The organism is Mesorhizobium sp. M1142, from assembly GCF_040318565.1.
GTDB lineage: Bacteria > Pseudomonadota > Alphaproteobacteria > Rhizobiales > Rhizobiaceae > Mesorhizobium.
In genome coordinates, this window is sequence record NZ_JAMYMK010000013.1 from 80,021 (window position 1) to 100,330 (window position 20,310).

Consider the following 20,310-nt stretch of genomic DNA (forward strand, 5'->3'; position numbering starts at 1 on the left):
TCCCGTTCCGTCGGAGCGCTGGCCTAAATTTTGATGCATGTCGTTACCGCAAAACCCCTGCACACTTTTGCGCGACATGCATTAGCGGATGCCCTCTTTGGCGAGCGCCAGGATCGCCTTGGCTTTTTCCGGCGTATCGATGAACAACGGTCCGGTATAGGCGTTGTTCTGCGGCCAGAAGCCGTGCGTCGCCTGCTCGACCAGATAGATCACCGGCAGATAGCCCATCAGATATTGCTGGGCGTCCATGCCGAAGCCCATTTCGCCGGCGACGACAGAGTCGAGAACCTCCGGGCTGATGTCGAAGGTATAGAGCTTGAGCTTGCCGAACAGTTCCTTGTCGCGGAACATCGGGATCAGCGGGTTGGCGGCAGTGGCGCCAAGCGCGAAGACGGCCTGCGTGTCGGGATGTGCCGACAGATAGGCTTCCGTGCGGCGCTGGATGTCCGCGGGATCGGGCGCTACGGCCAGAACCTCGGTGCCGCCGCCGGATGGCTTCAGCCCGTCATTGAGGCCCTGGCAGCGCTGGTCGAGGCTGACATTGCCGACCTCGTGATTGATGCAAACGACCTTCAGCGTGCCTTCCTTGGCCAGCCGCTCGCCGGCCTTCTTGCCGGAATCATATTCGGAAACGGTGCCGACATAGAGCGTCGTGCCGAGCTCGGCGCCTTCCTTTTCGCCGGAATCCAGAACCACCATGGGAATATTGGCGGCAAGCCCGGATTTGACCGATTTGCCGAGTGCATTGGCGTCGGCGATGGAGACGGCGATGCCGTCCGGCTTGGTGGCGATGGCGGCGTCGAGAAGCCGGGCCTGCTCGACCACGTCGAAGATCTGCGGCGCGTAATATTCGACCTTGGCGCCGGTGAGGGCGGCCGCGTCATCGACGCCGCGCTTGACCACCGACCAATAGGGATCGGATGCCGACCCGTGCACCACGAAGGTGATGCGGACGTCCTTCGGATCCTTGAGGCCCGCGGCATACACAATGCCTGTCATCAGGCCCGCCGAGAGGAAGGCGCCCAATGCCGCTTTCAGAAGAGTTTTCATCTTATTCTCCCATTTGTCGTTGCAGTTCCAATCTCTCTTCCAATCCCTCTGGCGCCGTTTTCCGGCCGCGACGATCGGCTCACGTCGCGGATCGGGTGGCCGCTTTGCGGGCCTTTGCCGACGCCAGTCGCTGTTCGCCCGCGTTGCTGCCGCGGGCCGTTGTCGATGATCGCCCGGCCGAGAGCGTGGCGCGAAGCTCCTCGCGCAGGGCCTTCATGCCGATGATGTCGATCGGCTGTGCGGCGAGCCAGTCGCGAAAGCCCTGGTCGCGGAACAGCTCGTACTCTTCGGTGCGGATATAGGCTGAGCGCGGCTCGATCAGCTCGAGTTCACCGGGCGCGTTGCAATGCAGGCAAAAGAAGGTCAGGCTCTCGCGCACACCCTCGATGAGCGCTTTGTAAGCGGGCTCGATCGACCTGGAACGCGGCCGGCCCCAGGTTGTCTGGATCGCGGCGTCGAAAATGGCAAAGCCGCCGGCGCGGGCCAGCGCCACGCCGCGCTGGAACGCCTCCTCGGTAACGCCGACCAGATTGTCGTTGGGGGAATAGGCGGACAGCGTCTTGGTCAGCAGCACGGGCAGTTGATATTCCAGCCCGAGCTTGATGTAGATGTCGCAAAATTCCGGCGACAATGCCGCGCCCATATGCGCGTCGAGATGGGTAACGTCGATGCCGGCGCGATAGGCGGTGTCGATCTGGGCGCGAAGCTCGGCCTCGACCGCCTGCGGCACCGCCTTGCGGCGCGTGGTCGCCACATCGGGCCAGAAGAAGCCGAACTCGTCGGTCAGGCCGGCCGCCCGCGACGGCGCGGTCAAGGGCCGCCATTTGTAATGCTGCTTCTCGCTGTTCAGCGTCAGGTGGACGCCAAGGTCAAGGCTGGGGTTGGCGGCGGCGCCTTCGGCCATTTCGAGGAACCAGGGGCACGGCACCATCACCGCGCCGGAACTGCAGACACCCAGCCCGCTCAATTCGAGGAAGGCGCTGTTGGCGCCGTGGCACATGCCGACATCGTCCTCGTGGAGCACGATCCGTTTGCTGGAGCCGGCGGCGTTCACGAATGGCCGCCTTCCCGCCGGCATACCGGTTTCGAGGGTCTTCCAAAGTGTGTCCCGTATTTCATGGAACCAACCGTTTGCCCAACTGGCCGGAATGGAACGCCGAAACCCGGCTTTCCGACAGGGCCACTTTGGCGAATTCGGATGGATACGATTTGCCTGCCGGCTGAGACACTTAGCTACCGATTTCCCCAATCACGGTTCAAAACCACTCATAGGAACCGTCTTTCCGGGCGCAGATGGCTTGGTCGAATAGCGGCGGAGTGGTTCTTTCAAACTGTGCCGACAAGCCTACAGCTGTCCACACCATCAAGTGACCCAAACTACCAAGTAACTTGGAGGCCTGTCATGTACACCGCCGGCGAAGAGGAAATCGAAGCCATTGCCAGGGTGATCCGCTCTGGCGCGCTGTTTCGTTACGGCAAGGACAGCGAATGCGACCGCTTCGAGGCCCGCTATGCGCAGCATCTTGGCGTCGAGCCACGCCGCGACAGCTTTTGCGGCACCGCCAGTCCGGCGCGCAGGGAAGCCATTGGGCGGTTCTGCTGGATCGGCGCCACCCAGGTGCCCGATCCGGCACGCGCCTCGATAAAACCTTCGGCAAGGAGCTGGTCATAGGCGGCGATGACGGTGTTGCGCCCGACCTTCAGATCTTCGGCCAGCGAGCGCGTCGACGGCAGCAGAGTGTTCTGCGGGATCTGGCCGTCAAGGATAAAGCGTCGCAAGGCGCCGTAGATCTGCCGATGCATCGGTTCTTCCGAGGCGCGGTCGACCGACATGATGTCGAGGGAGAGGCGCATGTGGTCGGGCAAGGCACTATCCCCCGACGAACCGGGCGGCGCGGGCGATCTTTTCCTCGTTGAGCCGGCAGACGGTGTCGAGCACCAGCCGCCTGGTTTCGGGACGGATCTCGCGGCTGTTCTTCAGCGCGCGATGCACGGTGGCGGCGCCAAGTTCCGCCTTCTCGGCAATCTCGCGGATGGTGCAAAGCCGTTCTATGCCAAGCGCAGCTTCGAAAGCCATGTCGCTCCTCCTCGGTTGCATCAAGGCACGGCTTCCGGCCGGCCTCAAGCTTGAAAGTCGTGGCTTGAAATCCAGAGCCGGGTTTCTGCGATCCGCACCGCGTAGGGAGCAAGGCGGCGCGGATCGCCGGGCGCTTTCGCGTCGCTAACCCCATCGAGGCGCGCGCCCATTATGTTCCTCCGGCTCGCAATGCGGGCCGGTCAGTTTACCTGCCGCGTCGCCACTTCGAAGCCGGCCTCGCGGGCGGTGGCGAGCAGCGAGAAATGGCCTTTGCTGGCATAGGTCAGCGGATGCGCCTTGGCCGGATCCTGCTCGGCTTCGACAACGAGCCAGCCTTCATAGCCGCGCGCGGCGAGGGGTTTCAGCAATGACAGGAAATCGACCGAGCCGTCGCCGGGCACGGTAAAAATGCCGTCCATTACCGCCGCCATGAAGCTCATGTCCTCGCGGCGTGCCCGTTCCAGCACCGCCCTGCGAACGTCCTTGCAATGGAAATGCACGATACGGTCGAGATGCCGTTGCAGCAGCGATTGCGGGTCGCCGCCCGAAAACAGGCAGTGGCCGGTATCGAACAACAGGCCGACGCTTCGGCCCGTCGCCGCCATCAGCCTGTCGACTTCATCGTCCGTCTCGACGATGGTGCCCATGTGGTGGTGGAAGGCCATGCCGACCCCGAATGCGGCCATGCGGTCGCCGAGGGCGGTCAGTTTCTCGCCATAGGACGGCCAGTCGCCGTCGGCGAGGCGCGGACGCTCGGAGATCGGTGCGAAAATGCCGTCATGGCGACCGCGCGAGGTGTCGGCGTAGACGACGATCCTGGCGCCAAGGTCGCGCAACAGCTGAAGATGTGGGGTGATCGCCGCGAATTCCTCGTCGACCGTGCGGTCGAGAATGCGGCCATCATACCAGCCGGAGACGAGTTCCAGGCCATAGGAAGACAGGAGCGGCCCAAGCACTTCGGCCTGGCGCGGAAATTTGCCGCCGAGTTCGGTGCCGCGGTAGCCGGCCAGCGCGGTTTCCGACAGGCAGGTGTCCAAGGACGTATCCCCGCCAAGCGCCGGAACGTCGTCATTGCTCCAGGTGATGGGATTGATGCCGATCTTGACCGTCATGACGCCAGGCTTTTGCGGGCTTGGGAATACAAGCCGAGCCTGCAAACTGGCGACAAAGAGGCCCTGTCACTAGGTCCAGTTCAGCCGAATCTGGCAGAACCAATTAATGGTGACCGATTCTAGTCTTCCTTTGGGCGGCCAAAAAGGGCGCGCAGTTCGTCCTTTGCGTCCTCCAGCACTTTCTTCTGCGCCGCCGGCAGGTTCTTGCCGGCGCGGTTGATGTAGAAATTCAGCATCGACATGGCGGATTGAAACGGCCCTGCCTTGCGCCGGTCGCTGTGCTCGGCCGAGCGCTTCAACGAGGCGGCGATCTTCTTGGGATCGTGGGATTCGAAGATGTGTTCCTCGAGGTCCAGCGCGTCGCTATGCCCGGTGACGTCGGCGGACCATTTCCGTTGCGCGGTCATGGCAAACTCCTTCACTAGGTCGTTGCCGGGAAAACGCCTTATGGCGCACCCCTGTTCCACTTCGGCCCGAATCCCTGGAGCCACGGATTTGCCTGTCGTGGCGCTGCTCGGCGATGCGAATGCGCCGATAGTGGTCAGAACCGCCGATTCAAGAACTGCGGACAGGAAACGCTCTTGACCCCAATCGTCTCAAGCCAGGCAGGAAGTTCAGGCATCGACAGTGCCTATGCCTGGATACGGCTGGGCATCTCGATGCTGCTGGCAACGATCGGCGGGGTCGGCATGTGGGCGGTGGTCGTGGTGCTGCCTGCCGTGCAGGCAGAATTCGGCGTCGATCGCGCCGCTGCCTCGATGCCCTACACCGCGACCATGGTCGGCTTTGCCGCCGGTAATGTGCTGTTCGGCCGCGCCATCGACCGCATGGGGTATTGGATCCCGGCGCTGATTGCTGCGATTACACTTGGCGCCGGCTTCCTGCTGGCGTCGCTGACCAGTTCGATCCTGCAGTTCACCCTCGTCCAGGGCCTGTTGATCGGCGTTGGCTCGTCGGCGATCTTCGGGCCGTTGATCGCCGACATCTCGCACTGGTTCAACCGGCGCCGCGGCGTCGCGGTGACGGCTGCGGCATCCGGCAACTATCTCGCCGGAGCGATCTGGCCGACGGCGATGCCCTATGTCATGCAGGCGCAAGGCTGGCGCTTCACCTATGCCGCGATCGGCGTCGTCTGCCTGGTCACCATGGTGCCCTTGATCCTGCTGCTCCGGCGCGGCGCACCGCCCCAGGCGGCTCCGGGATCGCCGGGCAGCCGCGTGGTTCAGCCGATCTCCCTGTCGCCGGCGGCCTTGCAGGCGCTGCTCATCGTGGCCGGGCTCGGCTGCTGCGTGGCGATGTCGATGCCGCAAGTCCATATCGTCGCCTATTGCATTGATCTCGGCTACGGCGTGGCGCATGGCGCCGATATGCTGTCGATCATGCTGGCGGCGGGCGTCGTCAGCCGGCTTGGCTCGGGTTTCCTTGCCGATCGCATCGGCGGTGTGAAAACCCTGCTGATCGGCTCGGTGCTGCAATGCCTGTCGCTGTTGTTCTATATCCCGTTCGACGGGCTTGCCTCGCTTTATGTCGTCTCGCTGGTTTTCGGCCTGTCGCAAGGCGGCATCGTGCCCTGTTATGCGATCATCGTGCGCGAATATATGCCAGCCAAGGAAGCTGGCCAGCGCGTCGGCATCGTCATGATGGCGACCATCTTCGGCATGGCGATCGGCGGCTGGATGTCGGGCTGGATCTACGATCTGACCGGCTCCTATGCCGCCGCGTTCCTCAACGGCATTGCCTGGAACCTGCTGAATATTTTTGCCATGGTGCTGCTGCTGTGGAAGGCCCGGCGCAGCGCTGCTGTGGCGGCCTGAAGCACAGCGGTACGGATACAGTCTCTCCGGCCGTCGCTTGACAACAGCCGAAGGCTGCGCGACGCCAGACAAGGTGTGGCAACGGGCCAGTTTGGCATGGCAGCAGTTTCAAAAACGCTGAACATCGTTTCACGGTCGCGTGTGGGCGGTTGCCCGGCGTCCGGACGAGTACGGTGATCAAGCCGCGCTCACGCCGCGGCGGCGGCCGCCCGACCATCGCCGACGTCGCCCGCAAGGCCGGCGTCGGCGCCATTACCGTATCGCGCGCCCTGCGTGAGCCGGGGCGTGTCTCGGAAGATCTGCGCCGCCAGATCGAGTCGGCCGTGAACGAGCTCGGCTATGTGCCCGACCCGAATGCGCGGGCGCTGGCTTCGGCGCGCGCCGAGGTCTTTGGCGTTCTGGTGCCGTCGCTTACCAACAACGTCTTTGCCGAAGTGGTGCGCGGCATCTACGACAGCCTGTCGGACGGCCCTTTCCGGATTCAGCTCGGCAACACCCACTATTCCGGCCTTGAGGAAGAGCGGCTGCTGCAGGTGTTTGGCCCGCAACGCCCGGCGGCGCTGATCGTGGCCGGCATCGACCAGACGCCGGCCTCGCGAAAACTGCTGGAAACGGCGGGCTGTCCGGTGGTGCAGGTGATGGAGACCGGGCCCGATCCGGTCGACATGATGGTTGGTTTCTCACATTTCGAGGGCGGCAGGGCGGCTGCGGAACATCTGATCGAGGCAGGCTATCGCCGGATAGGCTTCATCGGCGCGCGCATGGATCCGCGCTCGCAGCGGCGCTTGGCCGGCTATCGCGCGGCGATGGAGGCGGCCGGCCTGTTCGATGCGCGGCTTACCACCACCACGCCGGTGCCCTCCAGCGTCACCCTCGGCCGCGAATTGTTCCGCGACGCGCTGGCCAAGGTGCCGAGCCTCGACGGCGTGTTCTGCAACAATGACGATATAGCACTCGGGGTGCTGTTCGAATGCCACCGCGCTTCGATCGCCGTACCGAAGACGATCGGCATCGTCGGCTTCAACGATCTCGACATGATGGAGGTGGCTTTTCCGTCGGTCACCAGCGTTCGGACGTATCGCTACGAGATCGGCCGGCGGGCGGTCGCCATGGCGCTTGCGGCGATCGAAGGCAACAGGCCGGAACAGCGGGTCGTCGACCTCGGCTTCGAACTCAAGCGGCGTGAAAGCACGGCGCGCTGAAGCGCGCTTCAACGCAATGGCGCTTTACACTACGTCATGGTAGCGCTACCAATTATCGCCGGGCGGTACTTCGCTCAGAAGATGGGGGGCTGTTTATTATACATAAGCGACAGCTCATGCTTGTTTATTATGTATAATATGATAGTTTTTGCGGGACTAGCCGGGCAACAAAGGAGGGGATCGGGTCGGCATTCGGCCACCTGAACGCGCGACGGGTACGGCGGGAGGTGCCGGGCCGGAAAAGCGCAAATTCATCGGCGTAACAACAAACAAAACTGCAACTGGGAGGAATATCGATGATCAAGTCACTCGTTGGCGGTATCGTTGCCGCCACTGCTTTCGTCATGCTGAGCTCGTCGGCGATCGCCGATCCTGAAATCGTCAAGGGGCCATCGGCCGAGCCTGACTGCTTCGCGCCCTGGTCGGCCGATACGCAGTTCTTCAAGTTCCCCAAGAAAGACGGCCCGTACCGCATCGCTCTGGCCAACGGCTATATCGCCAACACATGGCGCATCCAGATGGTGCAGACGGCAAAGGCCTATGCAGCGCAGCCGGAGGTCGCGGCCAAGCTCAAGGAATTCAAGGTGGTCTCGACCGGCGAAGACGTGCCGGCCCAGATTTCGGCAATCAACAATTTCATCGATTCCGGCTATGACGCGATTGTCGTCAACGCCCAGAACCCGACCGCATTCGGTCCTGTCATCAAGCGGGCCAAGGAAGCCGGCGTGGTGCTGGTCGCCTTCGACAACATCCTCGACACCAAGGATGCCATCAACGTCAATGTCGACCAGAAAGGCCTTGGCGAATTGTGGGGCAACTGGCTGGTCAAGCACGTGCCGAACGGCGGCAAGGTGCTGGAAGTGCGTGGCGTAGCCGGCACATCCGTCGATACCGACCGTCATAACGGCATCCACGAGGTTCTCGACGCCTCCGGCAAGAAATGGGATGTCACCGAGGTCGTCGGCAAGTGGGATGACGGCGTTGCGCAAAAGGCTACGGCCGATGCTATTGCCACCAACGGCCCCTTCGACGGCATTACCGGACAGGGCGGCGATACCGGCATCGTGCAGGCGATGATCGATGCCAAGCATCCGTTCGTGCCGTTCGGCGGCGAGACGGAGAACGGCTTCCGCAAATTCTGCGCCAAGTTCGCCGCTGATGGCCTGAAATGCTCGTCGGCCGGCACCGGCCCGGCTCAGGTGGCGGTTGCCATCAAGACGGCGATTGCAGCACTTGAAGGGCAGGTCGTGCCGCAATCGATCAAGCTGCCGCTGGCGATCGTCGAGGATCCGAACTTCAAGGAAGGCCAGGACTACTTCCCCGACCAGTCCGACAATTTCTTCGTCGGCAATTCCTTCCCGACCTGCGGCATCAATTTCACGGCGCAGGAAATCATGGGCCAGAGCAAGGAAAACCAGTAAACTCCGACAGCCCGACGCCGCGGGCGATCCCGCGGCGCCGGCGCTCGACATCCTGATTGCCAAGCGCCTGGGGAGGGCCGATGGACGGTGCGGTTCCGCTCTTCCGCATGGAAGGCATATCCAAGCGCTATGGCGGCGTGCGCGCGCTGGAGAAGGCCGAACTGTCGGTCACTCCAGGCAGCATCCACGCCATCCTCGGCGAGAACGGCGCCGGCAAATCGACGCTGATCAAGGTCATGGCGGGGGTCGTCGCGCCCGACGAGGGCCGCATGATGCTGGACGGGAACGAAGTGAGCTTCGCTTCGCCGGCCGCTGCCAACCAGGCCGGCATCGTCTGCATCTTCCAGGAACTGTCGCTCGTCCCCGAACTCAGCGTTGCCGACAACATCGTCATTTCCGATCCGCCGAAGCGTTTCGGCATGATCGACCGCAAGGCGCAGCGCCGCATCGCCGAAGAAGCCCTGGCTCGCGCCGGCGCTTCCGATATCCATCCGCTGGCGCTGGTCAAGGATCTTCCTCTTTCACGAAGGCAGATGGTCGAGATCGCCAAGGCACTGGCGCGCAAGCCACGCATCCTGATCCTCGACGAGGCGACCTCGGCGCTGACCGCGGCCGACGTCGCCAGGGTTTTCGCCGTGTTGAAGCGGCTGCGTTCGGAAGGGCTGGCGCTGCTCTACATCTCGCACCGCATGAACGAGATCGCCGAGCTGGCCGACCAGTGCACGGTGTTCCGCAATGGCCGCAATGTCGCCAGCTACGCGGCCGGCACCAAGAGCGACAACGAGGTCGTCGAACTGATGATCGGGCGCGAATACAGCCACATCTTTCCGCCCAAACCCGCGCGGGCGGCTGCCGCAGCCACGCCGGTTCTAGAGGCGCGCAACCTGTCCTGGACGGATCGGCTGCACGATGTCTCGCTATCGGTCGGGGCGGGCGAGGTGGTCGGGCTCGGCGGCCTCGACGGCCAGGGCCAGCGCGAATTGCTGCTCGCCTTCTTCGGTGTGCTGCGTGGCCTGTCGGGCCAGATCCTGATCGACTGCACGCCGGTGGCGATCGCCAGTCCGGCCGCGGCGCGTGACGACCGGATCGGCATGGCGCTGATCCCGGAGGATCGCAAGACGGAAGGGTTGATGCTGCCGATGACGGTGCGCGAAAATCTCTCCTTCGCCGCCCTCGACCGGTTGTCCAGGGCCGGCATCATCGATCGCGCCGCCGAGCAGCGGCTGATCGACGACATGGTCGGTCTTCTGGCGATCAAGACGGCCGGCCTCGATATTCCGGTCGGCGCGCTATCCGGCGGCAACCAGCAGAAAGTCGTCATCGCCAAATGGCTGATGCGGCAGCCGCGCATCATCCTGCTCAACGACCCGACGCGCGGCATCGATGTCGGCACCAAGCAGGAGCTGTACCAGTTGTTGCGCAAGCTTGCCGACCAGGGTGCGGCGATCCTGTTCTATTCGACCGACTATGACGAGCTGATCGGCTGCTGCGACCGAGTGCTGGTGCTCTATGACGGCGCGGTCAAGCGCGAACTGGTCGGCGCCGAAATCACCGAGAGGGCGCTGATTGCCAGCGCGCTCAACATTCACGAAGAGATGCCAAGGCAAGGAGCGGACGCGTGAAGGATTGGCGCTATTGGCTCGCCGAACAGCGCGGAACGCTGCTGGCGTTCGGCATCTTCGTTGTCATGTTCATCATTTACACCTCGAACCATCCGGCGGGCTTCACCGCCAATGTCGTGCAGACGGCGTCGAACAAGGGCGTGCTGCTCGCCTTCGTTGCGATGGCGCAGACGCTGGTGGTGATCACCGCCGGCATCGACCTCTCCGTCGGCATGATCTTCACCCTGACCAATTGCCTGGCCTCGTGGCTGGTCGTCGGCACCGGCCTCGAGACCGCCTTCGGCGTCATCGCCGTGCTCGGCACCGGGCTGCTGTGCGGGGCAATCAACGGCGCCATCGTCATCTATGGACGCCTGCAGCCGATCGTCGCCACCATTGCCACCGGTGCGGTCTATTTCGGCATCGCCCTGCTGCTTCGGCCGTTTCCGGGCGGCTCGGTCAATGAAGGGCTCGCCGATGCGCTGACCGGGCGCCTGTTTGGTATTGTGCCGGCGAGCCTGGTGACGCTGCTGGCGGTCGTGCTCGTTGTCTGGGTGCCGTTCAGCCGGTCGGTGCTCGGCCGCGCCGCTTATGCAGCCGGCTCCTCGGAGATGGCGGCCTACATGTCCGGCGTGCCGATCCGGCGTGGAAAGTTCGCCGCCTATACGCTTGCCGGGCTGCTTGCCGCGATCGGCGGGCTGTTCCTGACGTTCTTCACCTATACCGGCGATGCGGCCTACGCCAGCGGCAACGCCTATACGCTGTTTTCGATCGCTGCGGTCGTGCTTGGCGGCGTGTCGCTGTTCGGCGGCAAGGGCAGCGCCATCGGCGCGATCTTCGGCGCTCTTGCCTTCCGCACCATCGGCGACCTGCTGTTCGTCTTCGATTTCGATCCGCTCTGGCAGCCTCTATTCCAGGGCGTCATCCTGCTGATCGCGGTCAGCCTCGGCGCCTTCGCCCTGTTTCGGGTCCGCAACCGGCTGGAGTGGTTCCTGTGAGCGAAACGACTGTGAGCGGTCTCGCCGGCCGCATGCCGAAATTCCTCCGCCGCGCCGACCCTGCGGTACTGACGGCGTTCGCCTGTATCGTGCTGCTGCTGTTCCTCGGCAGCCTCTATTCGCGCAGCTTCCTGTCGCCTGAATACCTTTTGCAGCAGCTCAAGGTGGCGTCGTTTCTCGGCGTCATCGCCACCGGCATGATGCTGGTCATCCTGCTCGGCCAGATCGACCTGTCGGTACCCTGGTCGGTGGCGGCCGGCGCGATGATGGCCTGCGCCGCGGCCGCTTATGGGCCGGTCGGTGTGGCGCTTGCCATTCCGTTCGGCATCTTCTGCGGTGTTCTGATCGGCGTCGTCAACGGCATCGGCGTCGCCTATTTGCGCATTCCCTCGATGATCATCACGCTTGCCACCAACGCCGTCGCGCAGGGGCTGATGGTGGTCTACACGGGCGGTTTCTCGCCGCAGGATTCGGCGACCGGTGCGATGCGCTATCTGGCGACCGGCTTTGCTGTTCCTGGCGTGCCTAACGCCGTTCTCATCTGGGCACTGATCGGCGCCGCAATGGTGTTCGTGCTGACCCGCACCGGCTTCGGCCGCACCGTCTATGGCATCGGCAACCGCGAGCGTGCCGCCTATCTTTCCGGCATCGACACAAGGCGCGTGGTGATGATCGCCTTTGCGGTTTCGGGCGGGCTCTCCGCCTTCGGCGGCGTGCTTTTGGCCGGCTATGCCTCCAAGGCGGCACAGTCGATGGGCGACGCCTATCTTCTGCCGTCGATAGCAGCGGTGGTGCTCGGCGGCACCTCGATCCTCGGTGGGCGCGGTTCCTATCTCGGCACCGTCGCTGGCGTGATCCTGATCACGCTTTTGCAATCCATTCTTTCCGTCATGCAGATGCCGGAGGCGGGACGGCAGATCATCTATGGCGTCGTCATCGTCGCCATGCTGCTGCTCTATGGCCGCGCGCCGGCAAGCCGCTGACCTGCATGACCGGGAAGGATGTGGCATATAAGCCGGCGAGCACTGGACGAGCGACACCCGCCATCGTGGTGATGGGCGTTGCCGGCTGCGGCAAGTCGGTCGTCGGTGAAGCGCTTGCAGCGGCATTGGGCGCCCTCTTTATCGAGGGCGACAGGCTGCATCCGCCCGAAAACGTCGCGCGCATGGCGAGCGGGCAGCCGCTTACCGACGTGCTGCGCGAGGGCTGGCTCGACGCGATCGGCCAGCGCATGGCAGCATCGGTCGCAAGCGGGCGAGGTGTCGTCGCCGCCTGCTCGGCGCTGAAGCGCAGTTATCGTGATCGCCTGCGCGGCTTTTGCGCGGATATCGTTTTCGTTTACCTGGAGATCGACCCGGCAACGGCCAAACAGCGCGTAGGCAGTCGCAAGGGTCATTTCATGCCGGCAAGCCTGGTTGACAGCCAGTTCGCCACGCTTGAGGCGCCAGCGGCGGACGAGGCGGCAATGACCTTGGATGGCACGCGTCCGGTCGCCGATACCGTGGCGACCGCCTTGAGCCTGCTCGCGCGCTAGATCTGCGACGTCAGTTCGACCGGGAAATCGTCATTGTCGGCATCGCGCATGGCGGCGAGGCTACGGTTGTCGAGCACCTCGGCGATCGCCTGACGCACCTCCAGCATCATGTGCCGGACCTGGCAGGTCGCCTCGTCGCAATCCTCGCAACGCTGGTATTGCGTGCGGCTGGCGCAGGGGATCGGCGCCAGCGGCCCGTCGAGGACGCGCACGACATGGCCGATCTTGATCTCGGAAGCCGGCCGGGCGAGGCGATAGCCGCCTTCCTTGCCCTTGCGGCTCTGGACGAAGCCGGCGTTGCGCAACTCGCCCAGGATGGCATCGAGGAATTTCTTCGGGATGTTGTTGGCGACCGCGATGTCATTGACGAATGCGAGCTGGCCGACCGGCAGGCCCGACAGATGCACGAGGGCCTTGAGGCCATATTTGCCTTTTTTGGTAAGCATGCCCGAACCAACCCATAAAGCCCCAACCACCCGCATCTGGCGGCTGTTTGTGTGCAAATAATGACGGTTTGGCCGTGCGATGCAGTTCGCTCAGACAGGCCGCCCGACGACATATTGCGCGCAAACGCGTTGATTCTTCGTAACGCTTTGGCGGGCGGGCGGTCCGGAACGTGCGGAAGCTGCAATTTCGGTGGGCAAAATGAAGGAAAGGCCGGCAAGCGCCGGCTTTCAATCGTTGGCGACGTCAGCGGCTGCCGTAAGTCTGGTCGAGCAGGCCGCCCGCTGCAAAATGCTCGGCCTGGACCTTGGCCCAGCCGCCGAAGACCTCCTCCACCGTCAGCAGCCGGACGTCGGGAAACTCAGCCTTGTATTTGGCGGCGACCGCCGGGTCGCGGGCCCGCAAGCCGTTGCGGGCGGCGATGTCCTGGCCCTCCGGCGTATAGAGGAAGTCGAGATAAGTCTTGGCAAGATCGCGCGTGCCATGCTCGTCGGCGACCGTGTCGACGATCGCCACCGGAAATTCCGCCAACAGGCTGACCGAAGGCGTCACCTGCTCGAACTTGTCCTCGCCGTACTCCTTGCGGACGCCGCGCGTTTCCGACTCGAAGGTGATCAGCACGTCGCCGATTTCGCGCTGCACGAAGGTGGTGGTCGCGGCGCGTCCGCCGGTGTCGAAGATCGGCACGTTGTTGAACAGCTTTGTCACAAACTCCTTCACCTTGGCATCGTCGCCCTTGAAGGCTTCCTTGGCGTAGGCGGTGGCCGCGAGATAGGTATAGCGCGCATTGCCGGAGGTTTTCGGATTGGGGAAGATCACCTGGACGTCGTCGCGGACGAGATCGTTCCAATCCTTGATGTGCTTCGGATTGCCGGCGCGCACCAGGAAGGAGGGCAGCGAATAGAAGGGCGAGGCGTTATCCGGAAAGTCCTTCTGCCAGTCGGCGGAGATGAGGCCCTTCTTGACCAGGAAGTCGATGTCGATGACCTGGTTGAACGTGACCACGTCGGCGCCGAGGCCTTCGGCGATGGCGCGCGCCTGCGCCGAGGTTCCGGCATGCGACTGATCGATGGTGACGCCGGGGTGGCCGGCAACGAACGCCTTGTTGACCTGCGCAAACAGTTCGCGACCGACATCGTAAGAGGCGTTCAGCAATCTGTCGGCCGACCAGGCTTGGGAGGATGCGAGGACCAGGCCGGCCAATGTGGCGACGCCAAGCAAAAATCGCTTCATGAAAACAGGGCTCCAATGCGGTACGCTTATTGCCGGACCATAGCGGCAAGGCCTCGTGCGCGACGAGGCACGCAGAGCGGCCCCTCGACGTTATCGCGAGAAAAAGTAGTCCCGCTGTGGGCGATTTCTAGTTTTTTCTTTCAAGCAGAGTCTCAGGACAGCTTGGCAGGGTGCCGATGCCGTCGGCGTGTACGATGGTTCCCGGCCGGCCAACGCGGCGCAATGCGATTGCATCGCCCCGCTGTCTGGCATATACAAATAGTATATACAAGGAGCTGTTGTCATGCCTCAACACCGCCATTCAACAACCCCGCCGAAAGAGGCAAAGCTGTTTCGTAACAATCGCAGCCAGGCGGTGCGCATTCCTGTCGAGTTCGAACTTCCCGGCGAAAAGGTCTTGATCAGCCGTGAAGGCGACCGCCTGATCATCGAGCCGGTCCGCAAGCCTGGCCTCACCGCACTGCTCGCGCAATGGGCGAAAGAGCCACCGCCCGGTGTCGAGGAAGACTTTCCCGATGTCGAGGATATGCCTGTCAAATCCGAGGAATTTTTTTGATGCGGTTCATGCTGGACACGAACATTGTCAGCGACATGATCCGAAATCCGGCCGGGAAAGCCGCAAGCGCTGTCCTGCGCGTGGGAGATGCCGCCGTGTGTACCAGCGTCGTGGTCGCGTCGGAACTGCGATATGGCTGCGTCAAGAACAGATCGGCCAAGTTGCACAAGAAGGTCGAGGAATTGCTGGCTGAGATTCCCGTCTTGCCGCTCGATGTGCCGGTGGATGCCGAGTACGGCGCGATTCGCGCAGAACTGGAAGGCAGGGGCCAGACCATCGGCCAAAACGACCTTTTTATTGCTGCTCACGCCCGTGCGCTGGGAACTACCCTGGTGACGGCCAACACCGGGGAGTTCAACCGGATCAAAGGCCTGAAGGTCGAGAACTGGCTGGTGTAACGCCTGATAGAAGATCAAGCAGCCGGAAAAAGCTTCCAGCGCCGCGGCCGAAAAGCCACGCGACTTTTCTGCGCCGCAGGATGGTCGACGGGCAATTCGATCTCGACCCGCTGGCGCTCGCCGCCGATTTCGAGTTCTACCCTTCGGGTGCCGGCGACGCGGCGGCTGGCGGCGACCGTGCCGGCGATGCATCCGTTGCATTCTTCCACCAGATCGACGTCGTGCGGGCGGAAGAACAGCGTCGCTTCGCCTTGCGGTGCGTGCGGCGCGGAAAGCCCGATCGGCCGGTCGGCGATCCAGACCTGGCCGTCCTCGACCTTGACCGGAATCGAGCTCGATTCGCCGATGAAGCCGTAGACGAAGGGCGAGTTCGGCGTGTCGTAGATCTCGTCGGCGGTGCCGACCTGCTCGATGCGGCCCTGGCTCATCACCACGACGCGGTCGGCAAGCTCCAGCGCCTCTTCCTGGTCATGGGTGACGAAGACCGTGGTGTGGCCGGTGGCGTCGTGGATGTCGCGCAGCCAGCGGCGCAGTTCGCGGCGCACCTGGGCATCGAGCGCGCCGAACGGCTCGTCGAGCAAAAGCACGGCCGGTTCGATCGCCATGGCGCGGGCCAGCGCCACGCGCTGGCGCTGGCCGCCCGAAAGCTGTGCCGGATAGCGTTTTTCCAGACCGGAGAGCTGAACGAGGTTGAGGAGTTCCGAGGCGCGGCGGCGGATTTCCTTTGCCGACGGGCGCGACGGCCCGTGCCGGACCTTGAGTCCGAAGCCGATATTGTCGGCGACCGTCATATGGCGAAACAGCGCATAGTGCTGGAAGACGAAGCCGACATTGCGCTCCTGGATCGACTTTTGCGAGGCATCCTCTTCGCCGAAGAAGATCTTTCCGCGGGTCGGCCGCTCCAATCCGGCAATCAGCCTGAGCAGCGTCGTCTTGCCGGAACCGGACGGTCCCAGCAGAGCGATCAGTTCTCCCGACTTGATGTCGAGCGAAACGTCGCGGAGGGCCGGAAACCGCTCAAACTCCTTGCGCACGTTGGCAACGCGAACTTCCATGCAAATCCCTTTTGTAGTTGATGCATGTCGTTATCCCAAAACCGGTTCCCACTTTTGGGCGACATGCATTTTGTCAGTGTCCGCGCGTCGCGGCGATCTCGGCGCCGTAGCGCATCTCGAGAAGTGTTTTCAAGACCAGCGTGACGAGCGCCAGGCCGGCAAGCAGCGAAGCGACGGCAAAGGCGGCGGCGGCATTGTACTCGTTATAAAGGATTTCGACATGCAGCGGCATGGTGTTGGTCAATCCGCGTATGTGGCCGGACACCACCGAGACCGCGCCGAACTCGCCCATGGCGCGGGCATTGCACAGCAGCACGCCGTAGAGCAATCCCCATTTGACGTTGGGCAACGTCACGTACCAGAACGCCTGCCAGCCATTGGCCCCGAGCGACAGGGCCGCCTCCTCATCGCCATTGCCCTGTTCCTGCATCAGCGGGATCAATTCTCGGGCGACGAAGGGGAAGGTGACGAAGATCGTGGCCAGCACGATGCCTGGCACCGCAAACAGGATGACGATGCCATGCGCCCTGAGCCAGGCGCCGAGCAGGCCTTGCGCGCCGAACAAGAGCACGTAGACAAGCCCCGAAATGACCGGCGAGACGGAAAAGGGCAGGTCGATCAGCGTGGTCAGGAACGCCTTGCCCTTGAATTCGAACTTGGCGATGGCCCAGGCGGCGGAAATGCCGAAGACGATGTTGAGCGGCACCGAGATCGCCGCGACCAGAAGCGTCAGGCGGATCGCCGAGCGCGTATCCGGTTCGCCTAGCGCCTGTGTGTAGGCCTCGATGCCCTTGGCGAAAGCTTCCTTGAAGACGATGATCAGCGGCAAGAGCAGGAAGATGGCAAGGAACGCAAACGTTAGGGCCATCAGCACGGTTCTCGCCGTGCGGCTTTCCGTCACCGCCGGCGACTGGCTTTCATGGTGCGGCGCGTAGGATTTGATCTCCGGGTCAGCCATAGCGCTTGCGGCTCCAGGTCTGCACCAGGTTGATGACCAGCAGCATCACGAAGGACAGCGCCAGCATGATCGCCGCGATCGCGGTCGCCGCCGCATAATTATATTCCTCCAGCCGGATGACGATCAGAAGCGGTGCGATTTCGGATTTATAGGGCAGATTGCCGGCGATGAAGATGACGGAACCGTACTCGCCGACGCCGCGCGCGAAGGCCAGCGCGAAACCGGTGACGATGGCCGGCGCCAGTCCGGGAAGCAGAACGCGGCTGATGATCTGGAAGCGATTGGCGCCGAGCGTGGCGGCCACTTCCTCTACCTCCTTGTCGATCTCCTCCATGATCGGCTGGACGGTGCGTACGACGAAGGGCAGGCCGATGAAGATCAGCGCAATTACGATGCCAAGCGGCGTGTAGGCGACCTTAATGCCGAGCGGCGTCAGAAGGCTTCCGATCCAGCCGTTCGGTGCGTAGAGCGTGGTCAGCGCAATGCCGGCGACCGCTGTCGGCAGCGCGAAGGGCAGGTCGACCATGGCATCGACGATGCGGCGGCCGGGAAAGCTGTAGCGCACCAGTACCCACGCGACGATCGTGCCGAAGACGACGTTGACAGCGGCGGCAATGAAGGCGGTGCCGAAGCTGATCTCAAGCGCGTTGATGGTGCGGCGGTCGGTGACGATCGCCCAAAAGTCGGTCCAGCCGAGCGCCGCCGAGCGCCAGATCAGCCCGGACAGGGGAATGAGGATGATGAGGGTGAGGTAGGCAAGCGAGAAGCCGAGCGTCAATCCGAAACCCGGAATGACGCTCGGCTGTCTGAACCGCCACCCCGCCTTGGCGGGTGCTGTGGTCATGTCGTCCTGATCTAAATGCTACTGGGCCGGCTTGTAGATCTGGTCGAATATACCACCATCGCCGAAATGATAAGGCTGTGCCTTCTTCCAGCCGCCAAAAAGCGGGTCGTCGATGGTGATCAGCTTGATCTCAGGCAGCTTGGCAAGGTCCTCCGCCGGCACCAGGTCGGGTTTCGAAGGGCGATAATGGTTCTTGGCGATGATCGTCTGGCCCTCCTTGGAATAGAGATAGCTCAGATAGGCTTCGGCAACTTTGCGTGTACCTTTGGCGTCGACATTGGCGTCGACCACGGCGACCGGCGGCTCGGCCAGGATCGAGGTCGGCGGGTAGACGATATCGAAATTGTCGGCGCCGAACTCATCGAGCGCCAGATAAGCCTCGTTTTCCCAGGCGAGCAGCACGTCGCCCAGCCCTTTTTGCGCGAAGGTCACGGTGGCGCCGCGCGCACCGGTGTCGAGAACCGGGACATGCGCATAGAGATTGCCGACGAATTCCTTGGTCTTGGCCTCGTCGCCGCCATCCTTGGAGCTGGCATAGGCCCAGGCGGCGAGATAGTTCCAGCGCGCGCCACCGGAGGTCTTGGGATTCGGCGTGATCACCTGGACGTCCTCCTTGACCAGATCGCCCCAGTCATGGATGCCCTTGGGGTTTCCCTTGCGGACGAGAAAGATGATGGTCGAGGTGTAGGGCGCCGAATTGTTTTCGAATTTCGTCCGCCAGTCTGGATTGATCTTCTTCGCTTTCGAAACGATGGCGTTGATATCGCCTTCGAGCGCCAGCGTCACCACGTCGGCGTCGAGGCCGTCGATCACGGCGCGAGCCTGCGCGCCGGATCCGCCATGTGACTGCTGGACGGTGACCGTCTCGCCTGTCTCTGCCTTCCAGTGGGCAATGAAGGCCTCATCGAATTGCTTATAGAGCTCACGCGTCGGATCATAGGACACGTTGAGAATGGTGGTGTCGGCAAACGCGAAACCGAGCGTGCCGAACTGGACGGATGTGGCGACCAGTGCGCCGAGCAGTTTCCTGAAATGAGGTTTGGTCATTTCCGCCTCCGTTGAACTCGCGCCAAATCTACCGAATTGATAGAATTTAGATGCAATCAATGTTGCCTTTTTTGGCTCATTGAAGCAATTTTTCGCCTGGTTTGGGCGATGCGAGGAACTATTTTCCCGCATGGACCATGATCGCGCTCCCGACGCGATTAACTAGAGACGGCCAGCTCTTCGGCAATGGCTGCGTGTCGTCTGAACGAGGTTTCGGCAGCTTATTCGCCGGTAACGGGAAAGTTGAAGCGCTCTCTTGGAAACGGCTCGTTTTCCAGCGTGAAGTGCCACCATTCGCGTGGGTAATTCTTGAAGCCGCCGGCGCGCATCGCCTCGACAAGTCTTTTGCGGTTAGCCGCGGCTTCATCGTCTATCGCTCGGTGAGCCGTTTCGCTCGCCGGATCGAAACAGTCGAAACCGGTGCCGAAATCGAGCGTGTCGGCATCGGTCGCGCCGCAGGCCGGTTTCGGAGCGCTCGTGCGGCCGGCCTGTTTTTTATGGTTGACCCCGGCGATCGCGACATCGACCGTCGATCCGCGCGAATGGGTGGACAGTTCGCCGATATAACCCTTGGCGATGAGATCCTTGCGCTTGACCTTTGGATACCATTGCGGGTCCGGTGGCCCGCCCGTTTTTGTCCATTCACTCATGTCGGAGACAGCCCGCGCAGGGCGGTAGCAGTCGAACACGACCAGCGTCAGCCCTTCGGCAGCAATCGCTTTCTGCACTGCCGAAAGCGCTTGCGCCGCTTGCCTGGTGAGGACGCATACCGGCGCATCGTAGCCGCTTACCTTGCGATGCAGGAAATTTTCGAGGCCGGCATAGCGGATATCCTGCCGGATACTGGGATCGATGTCGGCCAGCCGAACAAAGCCGGCGGGGAGGGTGTCAGCAAAGGCCGAGGAAATACCGGCGGCCGAAAGCAAGGCGTAAAACCCAATCTCCTGAATCACCTGCCGAAATCTA

Annotated in this window: 23 protein-coding genes; 9 read left to right on the forward strand and 14 right to left on the reverse strand. The window is 62.9% G+C overall.

The annotated features are described in order from the left end of the window. Nucleotides 1-81: 81 nt before the first annotated feature. From NKH42_RS21205 to NKH42_RS21235, 7 genes are all read right to left on the reverse strand, one after another. The gene (locus NKH42_RS21205; protein ID WP_352687498.1) at nucleotides 82-1,050 is read right to left on the reverse strand and encodes a rhizopine catabolism ABC transporter substrate-binding protein; all 969 of its coding nucleotides are present in this window, start codon (nucleotides 1,048-1,050) and stop codon (nucleotides 82-84) included. Between the two features lie 79 nt (nucleotides 1,051-1,129). Beyond that, nucleotides 1,130-2,104, reverse strand: coding sequence for a polysaccharide deacetylase family protein (locus tag NKH42_RS21210; RefSeq protein WP_352687500.1), 975 nt, complete (start codon nucleotides 2,102-2,104; stop codon nucleotides 1,130-1,132). 455 nt (nucleotides 2,105-2,559) lie between these two features. Continuing rightward, the gene (locus NKH42_RS21215) at nucleotides 2,560-2,916 is read right to left on the reverse strand and encodes a GntR family transcriptional regulator (protein ID WP_352974404.1); all 357 of its coding nucleotides are present in this window, start codon (nucleotides 2,914-2,916) and stop codon (nucleotides 2,560-2,562) included. A gap of 4 nt (nucleotides 2,917-2,920) precedes the next feature. Continuing rightward, nucleotides 2,921-3,127 (reverse strand): LacI family DNA-binding transcriptional regulator, encoded by a 207-nt coding sequence (locus tag NKH42_RS21220; RefSeq protein WP_352687507.1) that lies wholly within the window; start codon nucleotides 3,125-3,127, stop codon nucleotides 2,921-2,923. A 44-nt stretch (nucleotides 3,128-3,171) separates the two neighbouring features. Then, nucleotides 3,172-3,297 (reverse strand): hypothetical protein, encoded by a 126-nt coding sequence (locus tag NKH42_RS21225; protein WP_352687509.1) that lies wholly within the window; start codon nucleotides 3,295-3,297, stop codon nucleotides 3,172-3,174. A gap of 30 nt (nucleotides 3,298-3,327) precedes the next feature. Then, on the reverse strand, nucleotides 3,328-4,239 hold the full coding sequence (iolE, locus tag NKH42_RS21230; RefSeq protein WP_352687511.1) for a myo-inosose-2 dehydratase: 912 nt from the start codon (nucleotides 4,237-4,239) through the stop codon (nucleotides 3,328-3,330). A 119-nt stretch (nucleotides 4,240-4,358) separates the two neighbouring features. Next, the gene (locus tag NKH42_RS21235) at nucleotides 4,359-4,646 is read right to left on the reverse strand and encodes a DUF3175 domain-containing protein (RefSeq protein ID WP_352473504.1); all 288 of its coding nucleotides are present in this window, start codon (nucleotides 4,644-4,646) and stop codon (nucleotides 4,359-4,361) included. Between the two features lie 174 nt (nucleotides 4,647-4,820). On the opposite strand from NKH42_RS21235, the gene NKH42_RS21240 reads away from it, so the two are divergent. The 7 genes from NKH42_RS21240 (at nucleotide 4,821) to NKH42_RS21270 (ending at nucleotide 12,809) form a co-directional block, all read left to right on the forward strand. Continuing rightward, nucleotides 4,821-6,053: an MFS transporter gene (locus NKH42_RS21240; RefSeq protein ID WP_352752287.1), complete on the forward strand. Its 1,233-nt coding sequence runs from the start codon at nucleotides 4,821-4,823 to the stop codon at nucleotides 6,051-6,053. Nucleotides 6,054-6,226: 173 nt separating this feature from the next. Next, complete coding sequence (gene gntR / locus NKH42_RS21245; RefSeq protein ID WP_352687515.1) at nucleotides 6,227-7,255, forward strand: HTH-type transcriptional regulator GntR; 1,029 nt, start codon at nucleotides 6,227-6,229, stop codon at nucleotides 7,253-7,255. A gap of 296 nt (nucleotides 7,256-7,551) precedes the next feature. Beyond that, a complete protein-coding gene (locus NKH42_RS21250) occupies nucleotides 7,552-8,676 on the forward strand; it encodes a sugar ABC transporter substrate-binding protein (RefSeq protein ID WP_352687517.1) in 1,125 nt (374 codons plus the stop codon). Nucleotides 8,677-8,756: 80 nt separating this feature from the next. Continuing rightward, on the forward strand, nucleotides 8,757-10,298 hold the full coding sequence (locus NKH42_RS21255; protein WP_352687519.1) for a sugar ABC transporter ATP-binding protein: 1,542 nt from the start codon (nucleotides 8,757-8,759) through the stop codon (nucleotides 10,296-10,298). Then, nucleotides 10,295-11,275: an ABC transporter permease gene (locus NKH42_RS21260; protein WP_352475436.1), complete on the forward strand. Its 981-nt coding sequence runs from the start codon at nucleotides 10,295-10,297 to the stop codon at nucleotides 11,273-11,275. Before NKH42_RS21255 ends, NKH42_RS21260 begins: the two co-directional genes overlap by 4 nt. Beyond that, nucleotides 11,272-12,258, forward strand: a complete 987-nt coding sequence (locus tag NKH42_RS21265) for an ABC transporter permease (protein WP_254819072.1) — start codon at nucleotides 11,272-11,274, stop codon at nucleotides 12,256-12,258. The genes NKH42_RS21260 and NKH42_RS21265 overlap by 4 nt, the downstream gene beginning before the upstream one ends. A 71-nt stretch (nucleotides 12,259-12,329) precedes the next feature. Continuing rightward, nucleotides 12,330-12,809, forward strand: a complete 480-nt coding sequence (locus NKH42_RS21270; RefSeq protein ID WP_352752285.1) for a gluconokinase — start codon at nucleotides 12,330-12,332, stop codon at nucleotides 12,807-12,809. On the opposite strand, the gene NKH42_RS21275 is transcribed toward NKH42_RS21270, so the two are convergent. Together NKH42_RS21275 and NKH42_RS21280 are read right to left on the reverse strand one after the other, a co-directional pair. Further along, a complete protein-coding gene (locus NKH42_RS21275; protein WP_006202816.1) occupies nucleotides 12,806-13,255 on the reverse strand; it encodes an RrF2 family transcriptional regulator in 450 nt (149 codons plus the stop codon). The two genes, NKH42_RS21270 and NKH42_RS21275, sit on opposite strands and share 4 nt — an antisense overlap. Before the next feature lie 244 nt (nucleotides 13,256-13,499). Next, nucleotides 13,500-14,486: a sulfate ABC transporter substrate-binding protein gene (locus NKH42_RS21280; RefSeq protein WP_352687523.1), complete on the reverse strand. Its 987-nt coding sequence runs from the start codon at nucleotides 14,484-14,486 to the stop codon at nucleotides 13,500-13,502. 283 nt (nucleotides 14,487-14,769) lie between these two features. Here NKH42_RS21280 and NKH42_RS21285 point away from each other — a divergent pair, with 283 nt between their 5' ends. Further along, nucleotides 14,770-15,042 carry an antitoxin gene (locus tag NKH42_RS21285; RefSeq protein WP_254819069.1) on the forward strand — a complete coding sequence of 91 codons (273 nt, stop codon included), beginning with the start codon at nucleotides 14,770-14,772 and terminating at the stop codon, nucleotides 15,040-15,042. After that, nucleotides 15,042-15,440, forward strand: coding sequence for a type II toxin-antitoxin system VapC family toxin (locus NKH42_RS21290; RefSeq protein WP_502896130.1), 399 nt, complete (start codon nucleotides 15,042-15,044; stop codon nucleotides 15,438-15,440). Before NKH42_RS21285 ends, NKH42_RS21290 begins: the two co-directional genes overlap by 1 nt. Before the next feature lie 14 nt (nucleotides 15,441-15,454). On the opposite strand, the gene NKH42_RS21295 is transcribed toward NKH42_RS21290, so the two are convergent. The 5 genes from NKH42_RS21295 to NKH42_RS21315 form a co-directional block, all read right to left on the reverse strand. Further along, entirely contained in the window at nucleotides 15,455-16,495 is a 1,041-nt protein-coding gene (locus NKH42_RS21295) for a sulfate/molybdate ABC transporter ATP-binding protein (protein WP_254819067.1), read from the reverse strand. A 73-nt stretch (nucleotides 16,496-16,568) separates the two neighbouring features. Continuing rightward, complete coding sequence (gene cysW / locus NKH42_RS21300; RefSeq protein ID WP_352687527.1) at nucleotides 16,569-17,453, reverse strand: sulfate ABC transporter permease subunit CysW; 885 nt, start codon at nucleotides 17,451-17,453, stop codon at nucleotides 16,569-16,571. After that, nucleotides 17,446-18,297: a sulfate ABC transporter permease subunit CysT gene (gene cysT / locus NKH42_RS21305; protein ID WP_023720880.1), complete on the reverse strand. Its 852-nt coding sequence runs from the start codon at nucleotides 18,295-18,297 to the stop codon at nucleotides 17,446-17,448. Before cysT ends, cysW begins: the two co-directional genes overlap by 8 nt. A gap of 18 nt (nucleotides 18,298-18,315) precedes the next feature. After that, nucleotides 18,316-19,344, reverse strand: a complete 1,029-nt coding sequence (locus tag NKH42_RS21310; RefSeq protein ID WP_254819065.1) for a sulfate ABC transporter substrate-binding protein — start codon at nucleotides 19,342-19,344, stop codon at nucleotides 18,316-18,318. A gap of 221 nt (nucleotides 19,345-19,565) precedes the next feature. Beyond that, nucleotides 19,566-20,297: a M15 family metallopeptidase gene (locus NKH42_RS21315; protein ID WP_352687529.1), complete on the reverse strand. Its 732-nt coding sequence runs from the start codon at nucleotides 20,295-20,297 to the stop codon at nucleotides 19,566-19,568. Nucleotides 20,298-20,310 lie beyond the last annotated feature (13 nt).